Consider the following 2,476-nt stretch of genomic DNA (forward strand, 5'->3'; position numbering starts at 1 on the left):
GGGTTACTGGCTTGACCGTTCGCTATTCCCCAAAGCCCGTCCCGGACAATACCTGCACTATGACCACCCCGAGGTAGCACAGGGTCGACATCCGGTGCGCGGCGGCTGCCATCAGGTCTTTGCTGCTGCGCAGCTGCGTCGGGCGGTGATTGTGGCGGCGGTGTGTCTTGCCGTGGCGACGGGGCTTTAACATGACTCTCTATATGTACTGGCCTCAGGTTGTCTGGGCTGTGCTGGTACTGCTGAAACTGGGCATCGAGTTAGCCCTCCACGGGCAGGCCCGTACGAGTAAGCACAGTTTCTGGGGGCAGCTCTTTCGTTCGGCCACGGTAGCCTGGCTGCTCTGGTGCGGTGGTTTCTTCAGCCAGGCCAGAGCGGCACAGCCACCGCAGACGTCCCTGCAGTACCGTGCTGATGTGATCCGCAATGCGCGCCTCGAATGGGGAATGTCTGCGCCAGTGGCAGACTTTGCCGCGCAGCTGCATCAGGAGGGCGGATGGCGAGCAAATGCAGTTTCACCGCTTGGCGCTCAGGGGATGGCACAGTTTATGCCTGCCACCGCCGACTGGATTAGCCAACGGGTACCTGGGCTGAACAGCCGGGAGCCGTTTAATCCGGCATGGGCTATCCGGGCGCTGGTCAGCTACGACCGCTGGCTGTGGCAGCGTGTCAGTGCTGTTGATGACTGTGAGCGCATGGCGATGACCCTGTCGGCCTACAACGGTGGCCTGGGCTGGGTGCAGCGTGACCGCCGTCTGGCAGAAAGTCAGGGGGTCGATGGCAGTCGCTGGTTTGACAGCATTGAGCGAGTCAATGCCGGACGGAGTATGAGCGCCTGGCGCGAGAATCGCCATTATCCCCGCCGCATTTTAAAAGCCCTGGCACCGCGTTACCTGACTTGGGGAGGGGCAAGCTGTGTTTAGTGTAGTTAGCCTAAAAAGCCTCGGCGGGCTGCTGGTGATGGCCCTGCTGTCGGGCATCTGGTGGCACGGCTACACGCAAGGCGAACGTCGGGCAACGCAGCGGGGCGACGCAAAAATCAGTCAGCTGCGCGCCGCGTTTGCGGTTCAGGAAAAGCAGCGCGCCGAGCAGACCGCGCAAACCCTGCGAGTCCTGCAGCAACGTTTTGAGCGCCAGGTTGCGGTTGCCCATACGAGCGAGCGGAATTACCTGGCCCGCGTTGCACGAATAAACGCCAAAAACCGTCAACTTAAGAGGCAGATAGATGATGTTACCCAACGTTGGCAGGATGAAAAAGGCCAGCCTCATGCTGTGTCCTGCGTGTTTACTCGTGGCTTCGTGCAGCACTACAACGCCGCCCTCGGTGTGTCCGACGCCAATGATTCAGGCGCTGCCGCCGCTCCCAGCGGCGCTGGCAACACGACCAGGGACACTGCGTCCGCTGGTGAGCCGCTCAGACCCAGCCCGGTCACCCAGCGCGATATCCTCGCCAACATCACCGACAACGGGCAGCAATGTCAGGTCTGGCGGGCACAGGTAAACGGGCTACTGGATTATATTGAAGGATTAACACCATGACATTACAGGTCGATTTTTGGGTACTGATGAGCTACCTGTTCGGACTGGCAGGCTTTTTGGGTGGGCTGGCCCGCTGGTTTATCCGGGAGACGGAAAAGCGTCAGGCGGAGCGGTTTGCGTCACTGGAGCGGTTAATGCGCGACGCCTCCGATAAAGGGTCGCGCCTTGAGCGTGAAGTCCTGGAGTTCAAAGTGGAAGTGCCGGCGCGTTACGTCCGGCGCGACGAATTTATTCATTATCAGCAGGTGGTGGAGTCACGGCTTGACGCGATTTACCAGAAGCTGGAAACCATACAGCTGCGTCAGGTGGCAGGAGGATAAGGATGATAGAGACCGAACAGGCGCGCCGCGAAGGGTTGCGTTGGGTGTTACTGCAGGTGGTCAACAAGGCTCGGCCCTATCCGGCCAATGACCGGCTGCTGTGGGATGTGGGCCATTCGCTCTACCCGGACATGACCATGCTGGAGCTGCAAAAAGAGTTACTGTTCCTTGAGGGCTTACGTCTGGTTCGCCTGACCCGACCGCCCGCACGGCCACGCTAACGCCGGAAGGGGTCAATCTGGTGGAATACGTCACCGACGATATCCCCGGCATTGCCCGCCCGGCCAAATACTGGAGGGAGTGATGATGGCACCGCGCAGTCATATCGAGGTCTTACCCCCATCGGTACGTGAATGGCTCGACCGGGCGCTGACGGAGCTGTAATGGTCAACAAATTCTGTAGAAGATCTAAGCGGCATTTTTTAGTTCATGATATTTTTGATGTGGCGTTAAATAACCAATCGTTGAATGGCGTCGATAATAATTGTAAAACTGAATATAATTTTCAACTTCACAGACAACAGATTGATGATTCATAAACGATAAACGGTTAAGTCTTTCTGTCTTTAAACTCCTAAAAAATCTTTCCATCACGGCATTATCGAGGCAATTACCTC

General features: G+C 57.8%; 6 protein-coding genes. 5 read left to right on the forward strand and 1 reads right to left on the reverse strand.

The genetic code is table 11. The features are described 5' to 3' along the window. From G468_RS0117045 to G468_RS21695, 5 genes are all read left to right on the forward strand, one after another. Positions 1-190 (forward strand): putative holin (locus tag G468_RS0117045; protein ID WP_026824045.1); only part of this gene is annotated, 190 nt, incomplete at its 5' end. Between the two features lie 13 nt (positions 191-203). Continuing rightward, positions 204-923 (forward strand): transglycosylase SLT domain-containing protein, encoded by a 720-nt coding sequence (locus tag G468_RS0117050; protein WP_026824046.1) that lies wholly within the window; start codon positions 204-206, stop codon positions 921-923. Beyond that, complete coding sequence (locus G468_RS0117055; protein ID WP_026824047.1) at positions 916-1,539, forward strand: hypothetical protein; 624 nt, start codon at positions 916-918, stop codon at positions 1,537-1,539. The genes G468_RS0117050 and G468_RS0117055 overlap by 8 nt, the downstream gene beginning before the upstream one ends. Next, a complete protein-coding gene (locus G468_RS0117060) occupies positions 1,536-1,859 on the forward strand; it encodes a hypothetical protein (protein ID WP_026824048.1) in 324 nt (107 codons plus the stop codon). Before G468_RS0117055 ends, G468_RS0117060 begins: the two co-directional genes overlap by 4 nt. A 2-nt stretch (positions 1,860-1,861) precedes the next feature. Then, the gene (locus tag G468_RS21695; RefSeq protein ID WP_051297186.1) at positions 1,862-2,080 is read left to right on the forward strand and encodes a hypothetical protein; all 219 of its coding nucleotides are present in this window, start codon (positions 1,862-1,864) and stop codon (positions 2,078-2,080) included. 187 nt (positions 2,081-2,267) lie between these two features. On the opposite strand, the gene G468_RS23245 is transcribed toward G468_RS21695, so the two are convergent. Continuing rightward, positions 2,268-2,476, reverse strand: a 209-nt coding sequence (locus tag G468_RS23245) for an integrase core domain-containing protein (RefSeq protein ID WP_026824049.1), incomplete at its 5' end; no start/stop codon positions are given.

It is taken from the genome of Arsenophonus nasoniae DSM 15247 (assembly GCF_000429565.1).
GTDB classification, from domain to species: domain Bacteria; phylum Pseudomonadota; class Gammaproteobacteria; order Enterobacterales; family Enterobacteriaceae; genus Arsenophonus; species Arsenophonus nasoniae.

Bases quoted from the DNA above. Each gene is read 5' to 3' on its own strand.
- G468_RS0117050 (WP_026824046.1), top strand. From the start codon at position 204: ATGTACTGGCCTCAGGTTGTCTGGGCTGTGCTGGTACTGCTGAAACTG.
- G468_RS21695 (WP_051297186.1), top strand. From the start codon at position 1,862: ATGATAGAGACCGAACAGGCGCGCCGCGAAGGGTTGCGTTGGGTGTTA.
- G468_RS0117060 (WP_026824048.1), top strand. From the start codon at position 1,536: ATGACATTACAGGTCGATTTTTGGGTACTGATGAGCTACCTGTTCGGA.